Origin of the sequence: Arthrobacter sp. UCD-GKA (assembly GCF_001863355.1) — a bacterium.
GTDB lineage: Bacteria > Actinomycetota > Actinomycetes > Actinomycetales > Micrococcaceae > Paeniglutamicibacter.
Genome location: NZ_MOLR01000006.1, coordinates 15,671 through 37,532 on the forward strand (window position 1 = coordinate 15,671; position 21,862 = coordinate 37,532).

Sequence of the window (21,862 nt, forward strand, 5' to 3'; positions counted from 1 at the left end):
AGGCGGGGGGCACGATGGATCCCATGGACTCACCGGCCGGCATCATCGACACGGCCCTCGCCGCACTCGGCGGGGCCCTGGGGGCGGGCACCGGAAAAGATTCCGGGCCCGGCACCCCCGTCGATCCGCTGCGGCTGCTCACCATCGTGGACCTGGCCGCCCGCCGCGTGCTGGAGGAGGCGGCCGCCTCCACGGCCGGATCCCCGGTCCGGGCCGCGGCACTGGCGCGTGTGGCCGAGGGCCTGTTCCGCACCGGGTCCTACGGGCAGATGTTGGCCGCAGGCGCCTGCGAGGCCGCCGAGGTCCACACCCTCACCGAGGCACCCCTGGCCCAAACCAACGCGGCGCTCGAAGACCCGGTCGGCTTCGCCAGCGGTGCCGTTGGGTTGCCGGCGGATGCAGTGACCGGACCCGACCGCAAGCCCCTGCACCGCGACACCGCGGAGTTCCTCAAGAACCAGCTGCACCTGAGCTATTTCCAGGCCGCCCACCGCGTCCGCACCCACGCCCGCCTCATGGAGCACCCCGGCCCGGACGGCACCACGCGCCCGCCGGCCTTCCCGAACCTGGGCCGGCAGCTGGTCGGCGGCTCCTCGGATCCGAAATCCCTGGCCAACGCCGCGGCGAAGCTGGCCGCCCTGGAACCGGTCTTGGAGGCGCAACCGGACCCGGACGCGGCACGGGCCGCCCTGGAGGCACAGGTTGCCCGCGCCCTGCACACCGCCGATGAGGCAGCCGTCGGCAAGTTCCTCAAGCAGGCGGCCGTCGATCTTGGACACACCAGCATTCAACGGCAGGAGGCCGCAATGGCCCGGTTCGAGGGGTTGCGCTACCGTGGCCTCCGGCCCGCCGGGCACCTTTGGGAGCTGACCACCGACGCCGAGGGGCACGAGTTCCTTTGCACCTTGGCCGACGACCTGAACAATCCGCGCACCGACTCCGGCACCCAAACCGCCCCGGAACCCGCTTCCGCACCGACGCTGCGTGGGGATTCGGGACTCCAGGGCACTGTCGGCGCCGCCGAGGCCATCGAACGCGTCGATGACGCCCTGCCGATTCCCGACTGGGCCGCCAACCCGGACACTCCCGCCGGGCAGCGCCCGCGTGCGGGATTCAACGACGTGGGCAAGCCACTGCCCTGCGCCAACCCCTACGGGCTTCCCGACAACGACCTGTACCCCGGCGAGACCCGCGACGAGGCCAACGCCAGGCGCCGCGCCCGACGCCTCTCCACCGCCCTGTTCGAGGCACTTCGCGCCTGGATGGACCCCGCCGCCGCGGATCCCGGGATGCCCTTGAACTCCCGCATCGAATTGTTGGTCATGATCGATTACGCCGCGCTCACCGGGGCCTTGGAAGCCGCCGGGTTCACCAGCCACGGCCAGTACATCTCAGCCGCTTCGGCCCGCCGCATGGCCTGCAACGCCGGGATCACACCGGTGGTCGTGGGCGGGGAAAGCCAGCCCCTGGACCTGGGCCGGCGCAAGCGTTTCTTCACCAAGGGCCAGAAGCGCGCCATCGCCGCCCGCGATCGCGGCTGCGCCAACCCCGGCTGTTCCATGCCCGTGCACCGCACCGAGGTCCACCACATCAAGCCCTTCTCCGAAGGGGGAGAGACCAACGTGAGCTCCGGGCTGTTGCTCTGCATCCGGTGCCACACAGCCTTTCACGCGGGACACTTCAGCATCCGGGTCGTCGACGGAATCCCGCTCGTCGTGCTGCCCAAGTCACGCGACCCGCTTCAAAGACCCCGGCGGAACTGGGTCTTCCACCCCGAAGCCGCAGCCGCCTGAAACCGACTCCCGCCCAGGCAACGGCCTTGCCCCAACGCCTTGCCACCGGCTCTCCGCGCCCGCCTCGCGGCCCACGTCCGGGCAGGAACGTGCGCCTTCCGCAGATACCGGCGGGTCACAATCACCACGACGTACCCGGACTGACTAGGGTTGGGCCTAGGCGGTCACTGATCGCCACGGCTCACCAGGAACGGCAGCGCCACAGCGCGCACAGCGGAGGACACCATGGCAAAGGCAGCACCGGCGGAACAGCTTCGACTCTTGGACGTGGCGGCGCTCGACTCGCAGGCCACCAAGCTCACCCGACAGATCGCCGAGGCCACCGCCGACGCACAGCTGGCCGCAGCCCAAGCCGCCCTCGCCGAAGCCCGCGCAGCGCAGTCCGAGGTGCAGCTCGAGGTCGACGCCGCGGCCGCGGCACTGAAGGAATCCGAGCGGGCCGTCGAAAAGGTCGTGGCCCACATCGGGAAGGACCAGAAGCGCATCGATGCCGGGGCAGGCACGCACCAGGACTTGATGGCGCTGTCCCACGAGATCGACTCGCTCACCGCCCGCCGCAACGAGCTTGAAGACACCCAGCTTGAGCTCATGTCCGCTCTCGAGGACGTGCAGGAGCGGGCAGCGCAGGCCCAATCCCTCACCGCCACCCGCACCGGCGAACATGCGGAACACCTGGCCCGCCGCGATGCCGCCGTTGCCGCGCTGCAAGACCAGCTTGCCGAATCCCGGGCGGCCCGAGCCACGTTGGTGGCCACCTTCGACGAGGCACTCATCACCATCTACGAGCGGCTGCGCACCCGCAACGGTATCGGTGCGGCCCGCCTCTTCCACGGCACCTCCGAGGCCAGCGGCATCGCGTTGTCCGCGGGCGACCTGGGCGAGATCAAGGCGGCACCGGCCGACGAACTGGTCTTCTGCCCCGACACCGGCGCCATCCTGGTGCGCAGCGACGAATGGGGAGCGTAGGCACCCACGCGGCCCAGGACTCGGTGATTTCGCCTCGTTCCGGTCGGCTGCACCACACGGAGATCTGGGTCCGCGACCTTGCTGCGTCCCGGGCCACGCTCGGCTGGCTCTTCGAGGAAATTGGCTACACGCCGGGGGACTCCTGGAAGGACGGAACCAGCTATGTCGGGGCGCATGACTACATCGTGCTGGAATCGGGTCCCGACGTGCTCGAAGAACCCCATCGACGGAAGGCGCCGGGCGTCAACCACCTAGCCTTCGCCGCCGGATCGCGCCGCAGGGTCGACGAACTCACCGCGCAGGCGCTGTCCCGCGGCTTTGCGCTGCTCTTTGCCGAGACCCACCCGCATGCCGGTGGTCCGGCACACTACGCGTCCTACCTGGAGGACCCGGCCGGGTTTGAAATCGAGTTGGTTGCCGAGGCGCCGGTCAATGACGGACCCCGGGGCGCCGAACCTGCTGCCGCCGGCGGCAATCCGGCGAGCTAGTCGCCGACTGCCCTGAAGGCGTGGTCTTCGGGCAGGATGATGTTCAGCTGGTGCGCCTTGCGTGCGGTGCCGGGCGCCAGTTCCGCTTCCCAGCGTTCGCAGGCGGCGGCCAGCAATTCCTCCGGGGTGGTCACCTCGGTGCCGCGGGTGAGCAGGTGCGAGGCCAACTCCCCGCGGGTGTGCTTGGCAAAGTGGGACACGACCTTGCGCACCCCGCCGCGCAGCTGGAACACCGAGACGCTGACGGTGTTGGCCGCCGGCGGAACCCAGGCGGCGGCATAGGTGCTGGAGCGGCAATCAACCACCAGCGAATCGCCGGCCCGCTCCTGGAGCACCGGAGCCAACTTCGGCTTCCACCAGCTGGCCAGCTTCCCGATCTCGGGCAGCTTCACGGACATCGACAGCCGGTAGGCCGGAATCCGGTCGGCAAATCCAACGGCCCCCCAGAGCGCGGAAATCACCAGGATGCTGGAATCCGCACGTGCCCGGGCCGCGGCATCGAGCCGCTCATAGCCCAAGGCTTCGAACAGCACACCGGTGTATACCGTGTGGGCTGCGGCCGCCGGCTCGGTGTGCAACTCGATGTTGCGTGTCACCTCGGCGACCAACGACTTGCCCACGCCGAGCACCTCGAGCGCGTTTTCGGCACCCGACACCTCTGCCAGTGCCTTCAACAGCTCATGGCGGTGCGGGTTCAGTTCGGGGAACTGCAGCTCGTCGGGGTTGAACGGGGAGCCGTTCCCGGCAGGTTGTTTGCCCTCGGAGGGCGGAAGCAGAATCAGCACCGATCCAGCTTAGTCTTCACGTGGCCTTTCCCCTGACTCCGCTACGCCGCCAACCAGGAGATGGCGTTTCCCCGCCTGCCTGGTGTCAAGCTGCAGCCCAAAAGCGACTAGACTTGTTTGCTGGACGGGATGACCAGACGATCGCGTGCCACGCAAGTGGCCCGAGGAACGTCCGGGCTCCGCAGAACAGGGTGGTGGGTAACGCCCACTCGGGGTAACCCGCAGGCTAGTGCCACAGAGAATAGACCGCCCGCATTCGTGCGGGTAAGGGTGAAACGGTGGTGTAAGAGACCACCAGCATTCCAGGTGACTGGAGTGGCTTGGTAAACCCCACCCGGAGCAAGGTCAGACAGACTGCTGGGTTGTTCGCTCAATGCAGTCGGGTGGACCGCTTGAGGGTGTCGGCAACGGCACTCCTAGATAGATGATCGTCACCGTGATTCGGGTAACCGACCGCGGCACAAAACCCGGCGTACGTGTCATCCCGTCCATTCAACGCCGCCGCATCACTTGCAAGCAACGGGGGCAGCGGCTCTTGCGTGGTCCAGCATGCCGCCGGGATTCCCGAGGACGCCCGGCGCATCACGGGCTGAACGCCATGAAACCGCCACGAATCTTCGCCCGGCGGATGTGGAAGAGCCGTATCAAGGCCGCCCGGCACGCCCAATCATCGAGCAACTCATGCCGGCGCACCTTCCCGCACAGGCAGAAACGCGGACTTGCCTTCAGTCAGCCGGTGACGGGTTGAGCAGGGTCGATGCCTTGGCTACAATTTTGCCTGCAGATTTCGACGCGATTGAAAGGACTCCACCGTGCACCAGCTGGAATTGATCCGTGCCGCCGCCGAGGACGTGGCCTCCGCACGGATTCTCCTGAACGAACGAATCGAGGCCCTCGAGGCCATCATGGCTGCAGCCCTGGACCACGGGATCCCCGCCGCCCAGGCTTCGGATGCCGCCCAAGCCGCCCAGCTGGCCGCTTCGGAAGAACCACAGGTGACGCCCCGTAGGTTGCAAGTCGCATGAGCCGGAACCGGGCGGCAGCAGGGAGCCGAGCGGCCAGCAGGTGGGCCCGGCATTAGACTCAAGTCATGGAGTGGCTTTTCTGGCTGATCGCGATACCGGTGCTGTGCCTCGGATTGCTCTGGGCCGCCTCGAAGTTCACGTTCCCCACCGATGGTGGAGGAAGCGGCGCCGGTGGCGTCTTCGATGCCTTGAACAACTTTTACCAACCCTCCGGCTCGGCCGCCCAGCAGGCCCGGGAGGAGCAAAAGCGCCAGGTCCATGAGTCCGCCCAGGGGCAGGACCGCGACCCGCTGGCTGGCTTCCCGCACAGCCCTCCCAAGCACCCGCACGAAGCCGCGGACGGTTCCGAGGACACGCCCGGGGAACCATGGACCCCGCGCTAGATCCCGCGCGGGCGCACCGGAACACGGCTGGTCCCGCGCCAATCGAGATCACCTGCGATGATGGCCAGGTCCTGCACGGGCACGTGTTCGAAGCAACGGTGCCCCAGGTCGCTCCCGCCGGCGCCGTACCCCAGGGCGTCGTCGTCATTGCTGCGGCAACCGGCGTGCTCGCCCGCTACTACCGCCGCTACGCTGCTTTCCTTGCCGCGAACGGATTCATCGCGGTGACCTTCGACTACCGCGGCATTGGCGCCTCCGCGCCCGCCACCCTGCGCGGATTCCGGGCCCGCTGGCACGACTGGGGAGCCCGGGACATCGATGCCGCGCTGCGTTGGGCACGGACCGGCCACGAAGGCCTCCCGCTGTTCTTCGTCGGCCACAGCTTCGGTGGATTCGGCGTGGGCCTGGCACCTGAATCCCGGCACCTCACCCGCATCCTGACCGTCGGGGCACAGCACGCCCATTGGCGCGACTACGCCACGGGGCACCGCGCACGATTCCTCGCCCGATGGCACCTGTCCATGCCGCTGTCCACGCTGGTGCACGGGTTCTTCCCGGGCAAGCGGCGCGGCTGGCTCGAGGACCTGCCCCGGGGAGTCGCCCTGGACTGGGCGCGCAGCCGGAAGGACTTCACCGGAAACGCACCGGCCGGCCTACGCGAACGGATGCGCGAAGCCCAGCGGGCGTTGCGCACACCGATCCTCGCGGTGGCACCCACCGACGACCCCTATGCCACCGCCTCGGCCATGGCCCGCGCGCTTGCCGGGACCCCGCGGGCACCGGCCAGCACGCACCACCTGGAACCGCGGGACTACGGGCGCGAGGGCATCGGGCACTTCGGGCTCTTTCACGACAGCTACCGCGACACGTTCTGGCGCCAGACCGTCTCCTGGCTCGAGCACGGCATCGACCCGTGGGCGGCAAGCGGAAACCTGCCCGGCACCGGGGAGAGGTTCCCGCCCAGCAGCGGCGCGGGCCCGGCGCCACGACGGGTGTGAGAGACCTCACCGGCCCGTGCCGAAGATCGCCGCGCACGCATACTAGAATGGATGGTGGGCCATAGCGCTCCACGGGGGAATGATCCTGCTACCCCCTCAAACAACCGCTTCTGCAAAGGTGCTTTAGCGGTAACAACCGGCTAGAGGATCGCCAGCCGGCTGAATCGGAAGGATTTTCAGTGACCCAGCAGTCTGTCGAAGCCCTACAGGAATGGAGCGGGCGCGAAGAGCTCGCCGAGGCCATGATCCCGTTGATCGGGCGCCTGTACCGCAACAACAACGTGGTGACCTCCATTTATGGCCGCAAGCTGATCAACCAGTCGGTCATCAACATCCTGAAGGCACACCGCGTGGTTCGCCGTGTCGAGGGCGAAGAGCTCTCCATCGAGCAGACCATGCCGCTGCTGCAGGCCATTGACGCCCTGAACGTCGGCGCCGTCGCGGTCGACCTGGGCCGCCTGAACAAGAAGTTCGTCGAATCCGGTTCCACTGACCTGAACGCCTTCCTCGTCGAGGAACTGGGCGAAAAGGTCGGCAAGGCCGGCGCCACCGATGCCGAGCCGACCGACGTGGTCCTCTACGGCTTTGGCCGCATCGGCCGGCTGCTGGCCCGCATCCTCATCGAACGCGGCGGATACGGCCTGCGCCTGCGCGCCATCGTCGTGCGCAAGGGCTCGGACGACGACCTGGTCAAGCGCGCCTCGCTGCTGCGCCGCGACTCGGTCCACGGCCCGTTTGACGGATCGATCACCGTGGACGAGGAAAACAACACCATCCTCGCCAACGGCACGCTGATCCAGGTCATCTACTCGAACGACCCGGCCACCGTCGACTACACCTCCTACGGCATCGACAACGCCATCGTCGTTGACAACACCGGCCGCTGGCGCGACGAGGCCGGCCTGTCCCAGCACCTGGCCGCCAAGGGCGTTTCCCGCGTGCTGCTCACCGCACCGGGCAAGGGCAACCTGAAGAACATCGTCCACGGCATCAACCACACCGATATCACCGCCGAGGACAAGATCGTCACCGCCGCGTCCTGCACCACCAACGCCATCACCCCGGTGCTCAAGGCGCTGAACGACCGCTACGGCGTCGTGCACGGACACGTCGAGACGGTTCACTCGTTCACCAACGACCAGAACCTGATCGACAACTTCCACAAGGGCGAGCGCCGTGGACGCTCGGCGGTGCTGAACATGGTCATCACCGAGACCGGTGCCGCCAAGGCCGTTGCCAAGGCCCTTCCGGAACTCGAGGGCAAGCTGACCGGCAACGCCATCCGCGTCCCCACCCCGGACGTTTCCATGGCGATCCTGAACCTGAACCTGGAAAACGGGACCACCAAGGAAGAGCTGAACAGCTACCTGCGCGAGACCTCGCTGGGTGCCGAACTGCACAAGCAGATCGACTACATCGATTCGCCCGAGGTGGTCTCCACCGACTTCGTCGGATCGCGCCGTGCGGGCATCGTTGATGGCCTGGCCACCATCGTCTCGGACAAGAACGCCGTCGTCTACGTCTGGTACGACAACGAATTCGGCTACTCCTGCCAGGTGGTGCGCGTCATCGAAACCATGGCCGGCACCCACCCGGTCGCCGTGCCCGCCATCGCCGCGGTCCAGGTCGCAGGCGTCTAGCAGCACGTCCGCAAGGCGGGCCGCACCCTTCTTCAGAATCGAAGGAGGGTGCGGCCCGCTTCGGCGTTAACGCCGAAACCCGGGCATCGGTGGCGTTGCCCGCCGGGATCCTGGGTGCGGGCACGGCGGCCGCCTGGAAGCGGTTGGGCGGGGCTGCCTCCCGGGCCCGAGGGGCGGGACAGCGAGTTTTCCCCACCCGGTTGCCCTTCGAACCCCACGCATAGCGGGCGGGATTCAGCCGACGGGCATCGGCCAGGGCGCAAGACCCTTGCCCACCTGCCATGAACCGCCATCCTCGATGCGTTCGAGCACCACCCGCTGCAGGGACGAGTCCCTCGGCAGCGTTGAGATCTCCGTGTCCGCGGGTACCCGGAAGGTGAAGTACAGCGCGTCGCCCGGCTCCTCGCGCAGCTCGACGTTCGTGAAGCGGGCGGCGAATCCGGCCATGTTCGAGTTCGGCAGTTCGTCGGCAAGATGCGGATCGAGCAGCCAGGAATCGCAGTAGGCATGGTCGATGCGCTGTGCGGGGAAGTGCTCCGCAAAGAAGGTGGCGGCAAGCCGCAGCGACGCATCGACGGAGCCGGGATCCAGCGCTCCGTCTTCGGGGATGTGGAGGCCCACCGCCCAGGGACCGTGTGCCGGGTCGCGGTGCAGGTGGAATTGCAGGCGTCCCAGCCGGAACAGCGAACCGGAAAGGTGCAGGGTGGTCCACCACGCGGTGTCGAGCCCGAAGCCCCCGTGCGTGCGGCGGTGCCAGTGCAGTTGCGCACCGATATCCGCCAGGGTCGCCTCGATCACCGCTGCGGGAATCCGCATCCCTTCCATGCGTGCGGCCGCCACCGGGGCGAAGCGCAGCAGCGCCTCGATCCAGGCCCGGGAATCGACGCCGGGCAGCGTCCGCAGCCCCTCGGCCGGGAACGAGCCCCAGCGTGCATCAAGGGCGGCCAGTGCGCTGAGCACCGGTTCCCCGGCTTCGGTGCGCAGCATGGCCGTGCAAGCGGCAACGTCGGGTTCCGGAACGGCGCACAATTCGAGGACCGCCGCAACGATTCGCGGGTGAAGCTGCTCAATCATGGTGACCTGCTTGCTGGCGGGGAGCGCCTGTGGGTGCATCGACGGGGGGCGTGTGCCGCGAGGTATGCCGGCGGCGGGATACGGCGCTCGGGCTAGTGGCCGAACGGGTCCTCATCGGTGCCGGGCATCCAGGTCAGCCCGGGAACCCCCCATTCGAGGGACTTCTTGGCCTTCTTCCAGCGCCTGGCCCATTTCTCGGGCAGCTTGTCGACGTAGAGGTAACCGTCGAGGTGGTCGTACTCGTGCTGCATGATGCGGGCAAACCAGCCGGTGGCGTCGAAGGCCACCGGGTTGCCGTCGCCGTCGAAGCCTTCGATGCGGGCGAACTCGGCGCGCTTGAGCGGGAAGTTCAGGGCCGGGGCCGACAGGCAGCCCTCGATGTCCTCTTCCGGGTCCGGGGCGGCACCGGAGATCTTCGAGAGCGTCAGCACCGGGTTCACGACCACGCCACGGGTGGGGGCATAGTCGTCGTGCGCGTACTCGTAGGTGAAGATGCGCAACCCCACGCCGATCTGCGGGGCGGCCAGCCCGACGCCGTTGGCCGCATCCATGGTGTCGTACATGTCGGTGATCAGGGCACGAAGTTCGTCGTTGAACTCGGTGACTTCCTTCGCGCGCGTGTGCAGCACGGGTTCGCCGTAGATGGTGACCGGACGAATGCTCAAGACTTCTCCTCAGTGCTTTTTCGTAAAACGGTGTGCGGATGGGGGAGCGGGAGGCCCCGGGCGCGACGCAGGTGCGTGGCCAACCACGACGATAGCCCTGCCCCGCGCTGAATCACAACGCCGGACGCCGGGTGGGCTGGTGCCTGACCCGCCCGCCGGAAAAACCGGAACCACGGCGGAATGGCAAAAGCCGCCCCGGATTGATCCGGAGCGGCTTCATTGGGGTGAGTAACGGGGATTGAACCCGCGACCTTCTGGACCACAACCAGACGCTCTGCCGACTGAGCTATACCCACCAAGTTCGCCCTGAGGCTAGTTGTCCCTGGCCCGGAATCTCTTCCGAACTGCTGGGCAACGAGAACTATCTTACACACATATCGAGGTGGAGTGCCAACTCGAAAAGGGCCTCAGGGCCTGTGTTGTGCGACACAGTGCCTAATCAGCTGGCCTTTGGGCAACGATTTGGGCCGCGGCGGCCTTTGCCGACGCGGAATCCGGGCCCGGGGCGGGGACCATGACGGTGGCCCGGTAGTACTTCAGTTCCTCGATGGAATCGCGGATGTCGCCCAGGGCGCGGTGGTTGCCGGTCTTGGCCGGGGCGGCGAAGAAGGCGCGGGGGTACCAGCGGCGGGCCAGCTCCTTGAGGGTGGAGACATCCAGGATCCGGTAGTGCAGGTGGTCGGTGACCTCGGGCATGTCCCGGGCGAGGAAGTTCTTGTCGGTGCCCACGGAGTTTCCGGCCAGCAAAGCCTTGTTGGGCTCCGGGGCGTGGGAGCGGATGTAGTCCATGACGATCTTCTGCGCGTCGGCCATCTCCAGGCCGGCATCCAGCTCGGTGATCAGCCCGCTGCTGGTGTGCATGTTGCGCACGAAGTCGCCCATCTGCTCCATGGCGGCCGCGGGGGGCTTGATCACCACGTCGACCCCGTCACCCAGGATGTTGAGCTCGGCGTCCGTCACCAGGACCGCAACTTCGATCAATGCGTCCGATTCCAGGCTAAGGCCCGTCATCTCGCAGTCGATCCACACAATTTTTTCAGCTGAAATAGGCACGGACCCCAATTTACCCGATGACACCCCGGCGGGGGCCCGGCTACTGCCCGGAGGAGCCGCGCGTTGCCGAGAGCAGCCATAGCATCACAAAGACCGCCAGTCCCGTTCCGGCCAGCGCCATCGAGGCCACCAGGCTCATGCCCAACTGAGGGGAGGCGATGCCCAGCAGCAGGGAGAGGAAGATGCCCCATCCCAGCAGCGAATGGTTGCGCACCGGATTCCGTACGCTCTTTGCACGCCTGCCCACGGTGTGGCCTCGTTTCCGCTTGTGATCGATGTACCTGCTCCAAGCCTATGCAGGCATCCCGGGCGCCGGCTTGTTAGCCACGCCAGCATCCGGGCCGCGGCGGGTGGCCGATGCGTCGGCAAGGGGGTCCGCCCGGGGCGCACAGGGAGAGAATGGTGGTGTGAGCTCGCGCGCACCCGGGCCTTGCCTCCCGGGCAAACCCTGCTTGCGGTGCTAGGATCGGACTTGATTTTTGCGCGGACCGCCGCGCCCTTGCGCGCCACGGAAGCGCGCAAATTTCCGGGTCGGCACCCCATGGGACACGCCGGCCGGAACCTACAGCCAAGATACGACGAACCAGGAGCGGGGCGCAGATGAACGACGTGCGATCCACCGCCGGCGCCAAGGTCCGTGCGGGCCGCGGGCCGCACCTGTCCCCGTTGATCCAGGGCACCATCGGATCGGTCATGATCCTGCTGGGCTCCTACGCCATCGGCTGGCTGGCCAGTGCCTCCCCGTTGAACCGCTACCCGCTGCTGATCGCGATCCGCACCGAGTACTCCGGGGTCATCACCGGCACCGTCGTGCTGACCCTGGGCTGCTGGATCCTGTTCCGTGCCTGGTTGCGGCTGGGCCAGCAACTGGCCGGCTGGCCCGAGGGGTCCCTGGCCGTGGTGAAGAAGGCGGTCTGGGCCTGGAGCGTCCCGATGCTGGCCGCGCTGCCGATCTTCTCCCGCGACGTCTTCGCCTACATCGGCCAGGGCCGGCTGGTGGCCGCCGGGCAGGATCCCTACGTCGATGGCATCTCCACGCTGAACAACTGGTTCCAACTGGGCGCGGACATCACCTGGGCTGAATCCGAGACCCCCTATGGCCCGCTCTACCTGAACGTGGAGTACTGGGTGAATCGGCTGGTGGGCACGAGCCCGGACGCCTCGGTGCTGCTCTTCCGCCTCGTCGCCTTCCTCGGGGTGATCCTGTGCATGGTTTACGTGCCCAAGATCGCCGCGCTGCACAACGTCTCCGGCGCCAAGGCCACCTGGATCTCGGTGGCCAACCCGCTGTTTTTGATCAGCTTCGTCGCCTCCGCGCACAACGACTCGCTGATGGTCGGCCTGGCACTGGCCGGGACCTACTACGCGGCCACGCGCCGCGGCGTGCTCGGGGTGGTGCTGATCGCCGCGTCCATCGGCGTCAAGCCCATCACCCTGGTGCTGCTGCCGTTCATCGGGCTGCTCTGGGCCGGGTCCGGGGCAAGCTGGGGACGCAAGATCCGCTACTGGGTGTACACCGCGTCGCTGGTGGGCATCATCATGGCGATCATCGGCTGGGCCAACGGGTACGGTTTCGGCTGGCTGACCGTGATGCTGGGCACCGGCACCGGCACCGTCGTCTTCGCCCCGGTGGGCGCGTTGAACTCCGTGCTCTCGGGCGCGCTGGGGACCATCGGGCTGCCCACCGACTGGCTGCTGCCGGTCCTCAAGCTTGTCGGCCGGCTCGCCTCGGTGGGACTCGTGCTGGTGCTGATCTTCAAGGGCAAGCACTCGCACCTCGTCCAGCGCATGGCCCTGGCATTCTCCGCGCTGGTGGTCCTCTCGCCGATCATCCAGCCCTGGTACATCCTGTGGCTGCTGCCCTTCTTCGCCATCACCGGCATCCGGGACGACTGGCAGCTGCTCTGGGTCTACTTCACCACCGCGTTCTTCATCGCCTTCGGCGCCGCGGACCAGATCTTCATCTGGCAGTTCCTCTCCGACCTCGACCCTTGGGTCAAGCACCTGTCCACGGGGATCTCCTGGGTGGCGATGGCCTACCTGGCGTTCCTGGACCCGCGCACCAAGCAACTTTTTGCCGCGACGCTGCCGGCCCGGCTGCGCCGCGGAACCGGACCGGTGCGCCGCGATCCCGGGGTGCCTACGCCGTGAGCCCCGCCCCGCGCCCGGCTTCGCCGCCGGCACCCGGCCGCCGCTTCGTTCGCGCCACCCGCGCCCTGGAGACGCTGCGCCAGCGCAGCTCCCGGGTCCCGGGGTTGCGCCACCTCACCGGCGGCGGGGAGAACACCCCGGACATCGCCATCGCCCAGGGGCTGCTCGCCTCGATCATGGTGATGGTCGGGTCCTGGGGCGTGGGCTGGATCCCCAGCTCGCAGGAATCCCTGCTGGCCCGGGCGAAGGTGCTGCTGCCGCTGCGCGTGGAAATGCTCGGGGTGATCGTCTGCACGCTGCTGCTGGCCCTGGGCTCGATGCTGCTCTTCCGCGCCTGGCTGCGGCTGCGCCAGCGCGCCCAGGCCGATGAGGCCAACCCGGTGGCGGTGGTCGCCAAGTCCATCTGGGTCTGGTCGATCCCGTTGCTGTTCTCCTTCCCGATCCTGTCCAAGGACGTTTACTCCTACCTGGGCCAGGGCCGGCTGATGCATGCCGGACTCTCGCCCTACACCGAGTGGGTCTCCCAGCTGCCGGGCTGGTTCGCGCAGGGCTCGGACTCGCTGTGGGCCGAATCCACCTCGCCCTACGGGCCGCTGTTCTTGATGTACGCCCGGTTCGTGTACTTCGTCTCCGGCGGGGTGCCCGAGTACGGGGTGGCGCTGATGCGCCTGGTGGCCGTGGGCGGGGTGGCGCTGTGCGCCTGGGCCGTGGTGGCGCTGGCCCGCGCCGCGGGCCGGGATGCGGCCTGGCCGCTGTGGATCTCGGTGGCCAACCCGCTGTTCCTGCTGAACATGGTCGGCGGGGTGCACAACGACGGGCTGATGGTCGGCGGGGTGCTGCTCGGCTTCGTGCTGGTGGCACGCAAGCGCCGCCTGGCCGGGATCCTCGCCGCCAGCGCCGCGATCGCGATCAAGCCCATCGTGGTGCTGGTGCTGCCCTTCCTCGGCCTGGCGATGGTGGCGGCCAACGCCGGCCTGGGCGCGAAGATCCGCGCCTGGGCCTACACCGGTGCCGTGGCCGGTGCCGTGATGGCGCTGCTGGGCTGGGCTTCGGGCCTGTGGTTCGGCTGGATCCCCGCGATGGCCGGTGCCGGGTCCGCGGCCTTCCCGTACGCGCCGGTCGGGCTGCTGGGCATGCTCGCGGGCTGGATCGGCTCGCTGGCCGGCGGGGACCTGTGGTTCATCGCCGGGATCGTGTTCACGGTCTTCCGGATGGCCTCCCTGGCCATCGTCTTCTGGCTGGCCATCCGCCGCCCGGCCGGACCCCCGCTGCTCTACGCCGGCTATGCCCTGGGCGCCGCGGTGGTGCTGGCGCCCATCATCCAGCCCTGGTACCTGTTGTGGCTGATCCCCTTCTTCGCGCTGTCCCGCCGCTACCCGGTGAACTGGGAACGCGCCCTGTACATCCTGTGCCTGCTGGTGCTGCTCTCCGGGGTGGTGGACCAGTTGTCCATCGGCCAGTGGTTCTCGCTGCTGGCGGTGCGCCTCTTTGCAGCAGCCACCACCCTGGCCTACATGGCCTACCTGGTGTTCATCGACCCCAAGACGGCGGCCATCTTCGGTGCCGACAGGCGCCGGCCGCTGCGCCAGGGCAGCAACTAGCACCGCCGCCCACACACCGACTTTCCACCCCAACACCCAGAAACGAGGCAACCGGATCGTGATGCAACCGGTCAAGAACCTGTTCACCGCCCGCGAGGCAACCCGTCCGGTCATCATCGGGCTGCTGGTCCTCACCGTGATTGGCGCTTCGCTGGCGGTGCTCACCAAACAATGGTGCCGCATCAACGGCTGGCCCGACGCCGAACAGCACCTGCACATGTGCTATTCGGACTTCACCCAGCTCTTCGGCACCCGCGGCATGGCCGACAAGCTCTTCCCCTACTTCACCGGGCTGCCAGCCGAGCAGGCCCTGGAATACCCGGTGCTGCTGGCGATCATGGCCGGGCTCACCGCCATGGTGATCCCCGGCATCGGGTTCAGCGCCGAACGCCAGCTGGCCTACTTCGACGTGAACTCCGCGGTGTCCTTCATCTGCTGGGCCGTGGTCGTCGTCGCGGTGGCCTACGCAGCGCGGCACCGCAGCCGGGATGCGATCATGGTGGCGCTGGCCCCGGGCATCATCCTGACCAGCCAGCTGAACTGGGACCTGCTGGCGGTGATGCTGGCAATGACCGGCCTGCTGGCGTTCTCCCGCAGGCACATCGTGCTGGCCGGGGTGCTGCTGGGCCTGGGCGCCGCCGCCAAGCTCTACCCGTTCTTCCTCTTCGGGGCGATCCTGGTGTTGTGCCTGCGCACCGGGCGGATGCGGCACTTCTGGGTCTCGCTGGCCTCCGGCGTCGTGGCCTGGCTGGCGGTCAATGTGCCGTTCATGCTCACGGCGTTCGACGAATGGAGCCGGTTCTACACCTTCTCCGGGGACCGCCCGGCGGGGAACTCCTCGATGTGGCTGGCCTTCGTCTGGACCGGGATGGACGGCTCGACCATGTCCTACCTGTCCAACGGGCTCTTCGGGATCGCCTGCCTGGGCATCGCCTGGCTGGGCCTGAGCGCCGTGCGCCGCCCGCGCATGGCGCAGCTGGCGTTCCTGATCGTTGCCGCGTTCCTGCTCTTCGGCAAGGTCTACTCGCCGCAGTTCGTGATGTGGCTGATCCCGCTCTACGTGCTGGCCCGCCCCAAGTGGCGCGAATTCCTTCTGTGGCAGGGCATCGAGGTGTTCCACTGGGTGTTCGTCTGGCTCTGGAGCGCCAAGTGGGTCTCCGGGCTGAAGTACTTCGGGGATTCCTGGGCGATCGAGATCCTCTACGGGATCGGCATCGTCGCGCACATGGGGATGCTGGTGTACCTGTGCGTGAAGATCATCGGGGACATCCGCAACCCGGAGCGCGACGTGGTCAGGTCCGAGGGGGTCGACGACCCGCTGGCCGGGCCGCTGGAAAACCTCGGGGACAAGTTCGTGCTGGGGCGCAAGGCCGGATCCGAACTCTGATTCCGGATGCCCTGGCCTGAGGATCCCTGGCCGGCACCCTCACCGGGGGCCCGCGGGCCTCGGCACGGATCGGCGCGTGGCACTGGCAGGATGGTACCCATGAAGAAAACGGGTCCCATCCTGCCTTTGCGTTTCCGTACCCGGCCGCTGGCAACCGGCGTGGGGGCAACCCTGTGGCTGGCCGGAATGGTGTCCGTGTACCTGGTGATGCCACGGGCGGGCATCCTGTCCAGCGGGCGCAGCCTGTGGGACGCCTATGCGGCGTTTCAGCCAGGTTCACATCTGGGGAACCTCGTGGCGGGAAGCCTCTTCACCCTCGCCAGCGCCCTGGTGCTCTTCGCCATCCATCGTTCACGGCTCGGTGCAGTCTCCGGTGCCCTTGTTGCATGTGGCCTCATTGGCCTGGGGATCTACTATCCGGCCGCGGTGATGGGCTTCGGGATGGCGCACGTGGTGGCATCCGAGGGCGAAGCCCCGGCCCAGGGTGGTCTGGCGATGAACCTGGTTCTCGGCGGCGGCATCGCGCTGCTGATCCTGCTCTGCCGTCTGCTGGCCGGGGGCCGTTCTCGCCTGGCGGAGCGGCCGCGCACGACGCGGTGAGTGGCGATTCCCGGCGCGTCCGGGAGGCTCGGTGCCGGTCACTGGGTGGAGCAGCAGGTCCGGGAAGCGACGCCTTGGGCAGGTGCTGGATTGCGTCCCTGGCGTCCTCAGCGCTTGAGGTAGTCCGAGCAGACCGGGTTCACCGGGATGTCGCGGTGCAGCACCAGCAGCCCGTCGTCGATCGGTGCCACCTGCGTGAAGCCCAGGGCGTGTGCCCGGTCCAGGGCCTGGGGAGGGTTCAGCGGGTCCCAGCCGCCGAGTTCCTGCTCGTTGAAGTCGATGATCATCCAGCTGGACAGGTCGGTGCCGATGTCCCCGTGCAGGCCCACATAGGTGCGGGTGGTCAGGTGCGGCACCAACGTGTCGGCGGCCTCGACGCACACCCCGTCGGGGATCATCGCCACGGCGCGTTCCTTGGCGGCGACCAGCGTGCCCGGCGCCCAGTTGGCCCCGGTGAGCGTGCGCCCGAGCGGAAACACCGAATGGAAGAACAGCGTGCCGACCAGCCCGAAGGCCAGCAGCCAGGCCGGGCCGATGATGCGGACTTTTTTCCAGCCGAAGCGGTCCATGAGCTTGCCGAGCACGTGCACGGCGGAGAGGATCAGGATCGGGGCCATGATCGCGTCGTACTGGTAGACCGGGGCCCAGGTGTTCAGCCGGTCGTTGAACAGCCGGCTGAGCAGCAACGGGGCACCCAGGATCACGTAGGGGGAGGCCAGCGGCAGCAGCGCCAGCGGCACGAAGCTCAGCAGCCACAACGCCACCTTGAGCTGGTGGTTGAACAGGATCGCGATCGACTGGAACGGGTGGGTGAGCAGGAAGACGATGGCAGCCCCGGCGCCGGCACCCAGCGCGGTGTACTGCCAGTAGGTGAATTCGCCGGCGGGGGAGAAGAGCGGAATCAGGTAGCTGGTCACCACGACATAGCCGCCCAGGCCCAGGGCCGCGGTCAGCGCGGCCTTGGCCCACTGCCGGTGGAAGAGCAGCACGATGCCTACCGCGACCATGGTGATGCCCATGTCTTCGCGCACGAGCAGCAGCGAGGCCGAGAGCCCGACGACCAGCCAATAACGGCCTCGGTCGAAGGCCCAGATGATCCACCCCATGATCGGCACGCCGAAGGCGACCTCGTGGAATTCCCAGTTCACGATCGCCTGGAACGGCCACCACAGCAGCATCGCCGAGGCGGTCAGCAGCGCCCCGAGGTGCCCGAACCGTGTGCGGGTGAACAGGTAGACCGGGATCGCGGTGGAGACCAGCAGCAGTGCCAGCACGATGGAAAGCATCCGCGGGTCGTTCCAGATCCAGTAGAACGGGGCCAGCAGCACCAGGATCGGGTGGAAGTGGTCGCCGAGCAGGTTGAAGTCCACGCCCTTGATCGGCACGATCGGTGCCTTGAACATGGCGTACTGCCGCGCCGCCTGGTCGAAGATCCCCAGGTCGTAGCCGCGGGACTCGAAGTTGGCAAAGCGCAGGAAGGAGTGCGCAACGTACAACACCCCCGCCAGGGCCATTGCCAGTCCCAGTTGGAGTTTCTGGGCACGGCTCACGGAAGCGGGGGTGTTGTGGGGCATGGACTCGAGTTTATCCGCAAGTCGCTGCGCGGGCGATTCGATGGTGTTACTTGGCGGGGGCCAGACCGGTGCGGGCCATCGCGTCGGCGTAGGCCGCGTAGATTTCCTCGAGGTGTGCCTGCTGGCGTTCCGGGGAACCGGCGAAGGCGCGGCCGTCGAGGGACTTGACCTTGTAGGTCTTGAAGCCGCGGCGCCACAGCAGCGGGTTCTGGGTCTTGACCAGCTGTTCGGAGAGGCGGTGTGCCTCGGTGCCGTGGGCGATCAGGACCGATGCGCGCGGCACGACCTTGAGCAGGCGCAGCAGCGGCTTGAGGCCGGAGGTGATCTGCGGCGGGGTGAACTTGCCGTTGGCCTCGCCCGGGGTGTGCCACGGGTGCACGTTCCACGGCAGGATGTACTCCGGACGCAGCCCCAGCTGCCACTGCATGCCCAGCATGCGGGTGGAGGCTTCCTGCGACCCGGCGTCGATGAAACCGGTCTCGTTGGCGACGCCGATGTTGGAGAACAGCGAGATGATGCGTGCTTCCTCGATGTTGTGCATCGGATCAACGAAGGACACGGAGGTCTCAGGTCGAAGGGCCCGGGTCTCGTCCAGAAGACGGTTGACGGGTTCGATCTGGTCCTCGTAGCGGCGTTCCATGAGGGAATTTTCGACGTGGTCCGGGGCAATTGCTGTCATGAAGGTGAGCTTCTCCTGCTGTGGTACGTAAGGCACGGCCGATCGCATCAAGCGCGCGCCGCCGAGGGCGGTGCACGTCGATTACCGTGTCAATGCTGCTAGAGCTGGGGTGGGGAGTGGGATCGAGGTGGTTCCGGTGGCTGGCGTGCCCCATGGTGAACGCAAGGTTGATCCACGCTTAACAATAGCCGCTCCGGGCCGCTTTGGGCAGGCTTGGCCGTGGGCGGCCGGTGGTGATCATTGGCACAAGCTCCGGGGCCTCGCCGCACAATTGATGGCCTAATCCGCGCACGGGATGGCGGCCCGCTCCCGCCGCCTCCCGGTGGCGGGAGCTCCACGCAGGGTGCGCCCCGCGTGGAAAGCGTTCTTCGGCGATTCGGGCAGGGGAGCGGTTCCTCGATGGCGGACCGGCATTTGACGGCGGTTGCCGCGGACGCCGAAAGGATCGTTGGTCCGGAACGGGTGAAGCCAGCGCATAGAATTGGGTCTGGTCCGCCATGGGGGAACCATGCCCTGGGCAGGTTCGGCCGACCACTGTTAGCGCAACACCAGACCCACAAATGATTGAGGCATCGAAGCCAGATGAATGAAAAGATCCCGAACGAACCGCACAAGGCCGTCTTGCGCACCGCGGTGGCCGCCACCGTCCTGATCGCCGTGGGCGCGTTCGTGCTGTCCTTCGCGGCCTTGACCGACCTGGCGCAGCGTTCGGGCATCGACGCGAACCTGGCATGGATCTGGCCGATCATCATTGACGGCATGATCGTGGCCTCCACCGTGGCCATCGTCGCGCTCAACGGCCACAACCGCCGCGCAATGATCTACCCCTGGACGCTGCTGTTCTTCGGTGCCATCGTCTCCACCGCAGCCAACTCGACCCACGCGATCCTCACGGTCGACTCCATCTCCAACGGCGTGCCCCCGCTGGTCTCGGCGCTCGTGGCCGCGATGCCTCCGGTGGTCCTGCTGGCCATCACCCACCTGACGGTGCACATGTACCAGAAGAAGGCCGAAGCCGCCGAGCTGCGCGCGGCTGCGGACTACGACGAGGAAGCCGTCGAATCCGAGAAATACGGGCTGGCCTACGACGACGGTTTCCAGGCGGCCATGAACGATGCGCAGGCCGCCGAGGCCGAGCGCCTCGCCGCTGCCAAGGACCAGCTGGCCGAGGCGACCGCACGGGCACGCGCCGAGGGCCTAGCCGAAGCCAAGAAGGCTCCAGTCGCCGCGATGGCCGGTGCAAGCACCGCGCCGAACGCCGCAGCCAAGGCCGGCGCTGCGAAGAACCAGGCGGCTTCCTCCAACGGAGCCAAGCCGGGAGCTTCGGGCAAGGTGCAGGCCATGGCCGGCACCGGCGCCTCCCCGCTCTACGACGAGGTTGCGCAGTCGCTGGATTCCAAGAACTGATCCATCAGGGAACCTTGCCGCAACGGCGAGGTGGGTGGCCGAGGCAGGCCGGCCAGGCCCGCGTTCCGGTGTTGCCGGGGGGGATTGCCCCCGGCACCGGGCCGCGGGCTTTTCCGTGCCGGGACGCGTCGTCATGTCGGGACGGGAATTGCGTCCTGCGCCGTGCCTTCGCGGTGCCGGGCCGGTGCCGGTTGATAGGCTGATCGAAGAGCACCCCCAACCAGCCGTTTGTATGTAGGAGGCACGTGTGGGCACCCCCTGGGAAACCCTGGACGAATCATTGCGTGAAGAAGTCAGCGCCAGTGTGGAGCGCTATGCCGCAGCCCGCCCGATGCTCGAACGCGTTGCAGAGTCCATGCGGACCCGGATCGAGTCGCTCTTCGACGAGACGGAGAACACCCCGCTGTTCGTCGTCAGCCGCGTCAAGACCGTGGCGTCGTTCCGTGACAAGGCCTCCCGCATGCTGGTGGGGGAGGAGGGCGAGGAGCCGGCCCTGGAGTTCCCCAACCCGGTGCGCGAGATCCACGACCTGGTGGGTGTGCGCGTGATCGTGAAGCTGCCGCACGAGATCCGCGAGGCGGCCAACCTGATCAAGCGACGCCGCTCCGACTTCGACTGCCGCTCGGACCGGGAGAAGGACATCGGCTCGGTGGAGTCGGGCACCTACGGATATTCCTCGCGCCACCTGATCCTCAAGACCCGTGGCGAGGAAGTGGTCCGCGACTTCCAGGCGAAGCTCGGCGGGGACATCCGCATCACCGGGAACTTCGTCTTCGAGGTGCAGATCCGCACTATCCTGTCCCACGCCTGGAGCGAGATCGAGCACGACATCCGCTTCAAGAACGCCGAGCCGCGCGCCTGGAGCCCGCATATCGACAGGCAGTTCACCGCCACCGCCGCGATGCTCGAGGCAGTGGAAGACCAGTTCTCCGAGCTGCACGAACGCTTCCAGACCGTCACCGGGTTCTGGGACGCCGAGGGCGAGGGCGCCGTTCCGCTGACTGCCGAGCGCATCCAGTTCATTTGGCAGACGCTGCTGCCGCACGTGGACCGCAAGTCCGACGACGACTGGGGCTGGGCCGCGGAACTGCTGGCCGCCCACGACCTCTCCGGCACCCGGGAATTCGCCGCGCTGCTCCAGCCCAATGTCATCACCTCGGTGCGTGCGGCCCTGGACCACCGCTACTCGCCGGGCCCGGACCGATTGCTCGACGATGTGCTGCTGTGGCACTTCGGCACCCACCACATCCAGGCCACCAGCGGCGGGGACGCGCACCGCGCCGATTCGTTGCGCCGCCGCCTGGTGCAGATGGATGCGTACCGGGCCAAGCAGGCTGCGGACAAGCCCGTCCCGGCGCCCGCGGCCGGGTCCTCGGCATCCCCGGCCAAGCCGAACGACGTGCAGGTGGAAAAGGCAGAAGCGAAGGCTGATGCCAAGGCCGACGCAAAGCCGGACGCCAAGGGCGCTGCCAAGTCCGCCGGAGCGAAGGCCGAGCCGCAGCCAACCAAGGGCGGCAGCGCCAGGTCCTGAAGTGCCCCGGCGGCGTGAGATTCGACGCATCTTCGGGCCAAAGTGCGGTTGACCCGCGTAGA

General features: G+C 67.7%; 20 protein-coding genes, 1 tRNA gene and 1 other RNA gene. 14 read left to right on the forward strand and 8 right to left on the reverse strand.

Features of this window, described 5'->3' with window-relative positions; genetic code table 11:
• Positions 1 to 23: 23 nt before the first annotated feature.
• The 3 genes from BLJ79_RS11680 (at position 24) to BLJ79_RS11690 (ending at position 3,247) form a co-directional block, all read left to right on the forward strand.
• Positions 24 to 1,793, forward strand: a complete 1,770-nt coding sequence (locus tag BLJ79_RS11680; protein WP_071214931.1) for an HNH endonuclease signature motif containing protein — start codon at positions 24 to 26, stop codon at positions 1,791 to 1,793.
• 225 nt (positions 1,794 to 2,018) lie between these two features.
• Positions 2,019 to 2,759 carry a zinc ribbon domain-containing protein gene (locus tag BLJ79_RS11685; protein WP_071214932.1) on the forward strand — a complete coding sequence of 247 codons (741 nt, stop codon included), beginning with the start codon at positions 2,019 to 2,021 and terminating at the stop codon, positions 2,757 to 2,759.
• Positions 2,747 to 3,247, forward strand: coding sequence for a VOC family protein (locus BLJ79_RS11690; protein ID WP_071214933.1), 501 nt, complete (start codon positions 2,747 to 2,749; stop codon positions 3,245 to 3,247). The genes BLJ79_RS11685 and BLJ79_RS11690 overlap by 13 nt, the downstream gene beginning before the upstream one ends.
• Here BLJ79_RS11690 and BLJ79_RS11695 read toward each other — a convergent pair.
• A complete protein-coding gene (locus BLJ79_RS11695; protein WP_071214934.1) occupies positions 3,244 to 4,032 on the reverse strand; it encodes a YaaA family protein in 789 nt (262 codons plus the stop codon). The two genes, BLJ79_RS11690 and BLJ79_RS11695, sit on opposite strands and share 4 nt — an antisense overlap.
• A gap of 125 nt (positions 4,033 to 4,157) precedes the next feature.
• Between BLJ79_RS11695 and rnpB the strand changes: the two genes are divergently transcribed.
• The 5 genes from rnpB to BLJ79_RS11720 all read left to right on the forward strand — a co-directional run bounded on the left by rnpB (position 4,158) and on the right by BLJ79_RS11720 (position 8,078).
• Positions 4,158 to 4,523: RNase P RNA component class A (gene rnpB / locus BLJ79_RS11700), an RNA gene on the forward strand.
• A gap of 321 nt (positions 4,524 to 4,844) precedes the next feature.
• Positions 4,845 to 5,057: a hypothetical protein gene (locus tag BLJ79_RS11705; protein ID WP_071214935.1), complete on the forward strand. Its 213-nt coding sequence runs from the start codon at positions 4,845 to 4,847 to the stop codon at positions 5,055 to 5,057.
• 65 nt (positions 5,058 to 5,122) lie between these two features.
• Positions 5,123 to 5,440 (forward strand): hypothetical protein, encoded by a 318-nt coding sequence (locus tag BLJ79_RS11710; protein ID WP_071214936.1) that lies wholly within the window; start codon positions 5,123 to 5,125, stop codon positions 5,438 to 5,440.
• Positions 5,425 to 6,438: an alpha/beta hydrolase family protein gene (locus BLJ79_RS11715; protein WP_071214937.1), complete on the forward strand. Its 1,014-nt coding sequence runs from the start codon at positions 5,425 to 5,427 to the stop codon at positions 6,436 to 6,438. Before BLJ79_RS11710 ends, BLJ79_RS11715 begins: the two co-directional genes overlap by 16 nt.
• A 179-nt stretch (positions 6,439 to 6,617) precedes the next feature.
• Entirely contained in the window at positions 6,618 to 8,078 is a 1,461-nt protein-coding gene (locus tag BLJ79_RS11720; protein WP_071214938.1) for a glyceraldehyde-3-phosphate dehydrogenase, read from the forward strand.
• Between the two features lie 234 nt (positions 8,079 to 8,312).
• On the opposite strand, the gene BLJ79_RS11725 is transcribed toward BLJ79_RS11720, so the two are convergent.
• The 5 genes from BLJ79_RS11725 to BLJ79_RS22905 form a co-directional block, all read right to left on the reverse strand.
• Positions 8,313 to 9,152: an acyltransferase domain-containing protein gene (locus BLJ79_RS11725; RefSeq protein ID WP_071215179.1), complete on the reverse strand. Its 840-nt coding sequence runs from the start codon at positions 9,150 to 9,152 to the stop codon at positions 8,313 to 8,315.
• A gap of 92 nt (positions 9,153 to 9,244) precedes the next feature.
• Positions 9,245 to 9,817 carry a peptide deformylase gene (gene def, locus BLJ79_RS11730; protein WP_071214939.1) on the reverse strand — a complete coding sequence of 191 codons (573 nt, stop codon included), beginning with the start codon at positions 9,815 to 9,817 and terminating at the stop codon, positions 9,245 to 9,247.
• A gap of 220 nt (positions 9,818 to 10,037) precedes the next feature.
• Positions 10,038 to 10,113: transfer RNA gene (locus BLJ79_RS11735), tRNA-His, on the reverse strand.
• A 139-nt stretch (positions 10,114 to 10,252) separates the two neighbouring features.
• A complete protein-coding gene (gene orn, locus BLJ79_RS11740; RefSeq protein ID WP_083411241.1) occupies positions 10,253 to 10,870 on the reverse strand; it encodes an oligoribonuclease in 618 nt (205 codons plus the stop codon).
• A gap of 40 nt (positions 10,871 to 10,910) precedes the next feature.
• A complete protein-coding gene (locus tag BLJ79_RS22905; protein ID WP_139194840.1) occupies positions 10,911 to 11,117 on the reverse strand; it encodes a hypothetical protein in 207 nt (68 codons plus the stop codon).
• A 353-nt stretch (positions 11,118 to 11,470) separates the two neighbouring features.
• On the opposite strand from BLJ79_RS22905, the gene mptB (BLJ79_RS11745) reads away from it, so the two are divergent.
• The 4 genes from mptB (BLJ79_RS11745) (at position 11,471) to BLJ79_RS11760 (ending at position 16,609) form a co-directional block, all read left to right on the forward strand.
• Complete coding sequence (gene mptB, locus BLJ79_RS11745; RefSeq protein ID WP_071214940.1) at positions 11,471 to 13,021, forward strand: polyprenol phosphomannose-dependent alpha 1,6 mannosyltransferase MptB; 1,551 nt, start codon at positions 11,471 to 11,473, stop codon at positions 13,019 to 13,021.
• Positions 13,018 to 14,622 (forward strand): polyprenol phosphomannose-dependent alpha 1,6 mannosyltransferase MptB, encoded by a 1,605-nt coding sequence (gene mptB, locus BLJ79_RS11750; RefSeq protein ID WP_071214941.1) that lies wholly within the window; start codon positions 13,018 to 13,020, stop codon positions 14,620 to 14,622. Before mptB (BLJ79_RS11745) ends, mptB (BLJ79_RS11750) begins: the two co-directional genes overlap by 4 nt.
• Before the next feature lie 61 nt (positions 14,623 to 14,683).
• Positions 14,684 to 16,009 carry a glycosyltransferase family 87 protein gene (locus tag BLJ79_RS11755; RefSeq protein ID WP_071214942.1) on the forward strand — a complete coding sequence of 442 codons (1,326 nt, stop codon included), beginning with the start codon at positions 14,684 to 14,686 and terminating at the stop codon, positions 16,007 to 16,009.
• Positions 16,010 to 16,108: 99 nt separating this feature from the next.
• A complete protein-coding gene (locus tag BLJ79_RS11760) occupies positions 16,109 to 16,609 on the forward strand; it encodes a hypothetical protein (protein WP_071214943.1) in 501 nt (166 codons plus the stop codon).
• A gap of 107 nt (positions 16,610 to 16,716) precedes the next feature.
• Here the strand turns inward: BLJ79_RS11760 and BLJ79_RS11765 are convergent, their stop codons facing one another.
• On the reverse strand, positions 16,717 to 18,183 hold the full coding sequence (locus tag BLJ79_RS11765; protein ID WP_083411242.1) for a DUF2079 domain-containing protein: 1,467 nt from the start codon (positions 18,181 to 18,183) through the stop codon (positions 16,717 to 16,719).
• A gap of 46 nt (positions 18,184 to 18,229) precedes the next feature.
• The gene (locus tag BLJ79_RS11770; protein WP_071214944.1) at positions 18,230 to 18,862 is read right to left on the reverse strand and encodes a uracil-DNA glycosylase family protein; all 633 of its coding nucleotides are present in this window, start codon (positions 18,860 to 18,862) and stop codon (positions 18,230 to 18,232) included.
• A 582-nt stretch (positions 18,863 to 19,444) separates the two neighbouring features.
• Here BLJ79_RS11770 and BLJ79_RS11775 point away from each other — a divergent pair.
• A complete protein-coding gene (locus tag BLJ79_RS11775; RefSeq protein ID WP_071214945.1) occupies positions 19,445 to 20,269 on the forward strand; it encodes a DUF2637 domain-containing protein in 825 nt (274 codons plus the stop codon).
• Positions 20,270 to 20,516: 247 nt separating this feature from the next.
• Positions 20,517 to 21,800 (forward strand): GTP pyrophosphokinase, encoded by a 1,284-nt coding sequence (locus tag BLJ79_RS11780; protein ID WP_071214946.1) that lies wholly within the window; start codon positions 20,517 to 20,519, stop codon positions 21,798 to 21,800.
• Positions 21,801 to 21,862: the final 62 nt, after the last annotated feature.